Here is a 555-nt window from a genome sequence, read left to right as displayed (position 1 = left end):
CCGTGCCCGAGTCCGTACCGTCCGCGAGCGGGCAGTGCCACCTGTGCCACCGTGTGCTGTCCCCGTTCGTGCGTCAGGACTTCCTGCACTCCCCGGTTCGGCGCCCCTGTCCGCGATCCGAACGGAGTCCGCCCCGCCATGGCCCTGTCCCCTGAACACGAAGCGCAGATCCTGCGCTACTACCACGCCGAGCGCTGGCGCATCGGCACCATCGCCGTGCAGCTCGGGCTGCACCGCGACACCGTCGCGCGCGTGCTCGCCCAGGCCGGCCTGCCCCGGCACGGCCCCGTGCAGCGCGCCTCGGCGATCGACCCCTATCTGCCCTTCCTCCACGACACGCTCGCGCAGTTTCCGCGCCTTACGGCCGCGCGGCTCTACGACATGGTGCGCGCACGCGGTTACCCCGGGCGCCCCGATCACTTCCGCCACCTCATCGCCCGCCACCGCCCGCGCCCGAGCGCCGAGGCCTACCTGCGGCTACGCACCCTGCCCGGCGAGCAGGCCCAGGTCGACTGGGGGCACTTCGGGCACCTGACGATCGGGCGCGCGCGCCGT

The 555-nt window shown here is 73.7% G+C and carries 1 pseudogene; it reads left to right on the top strand.

Annotated elements, in window-relative coordinates:
* Positions 1 to 138: 138 nt before the first annotated feature.
* Positions 139 to 555 (top strand): annotated as a pseudogene (locus tag C667_RS23785) (IS21 family transposase); the annotation flags it as partial.

The sequence above is a fragment of the Thauera phenylacetica B4P genome (assembly GCF_000310225.1).
GTDB classification, from domain to species: Bacteria; Pseudomonadota; Gammaproteobacteria; order Burkholderiales; family Rhodocyclaceae; genus Thauera; species Thauera phenylacetica.
This window is presented reverse-complemented; position numbering and strand designations above follow the sequence as displayed.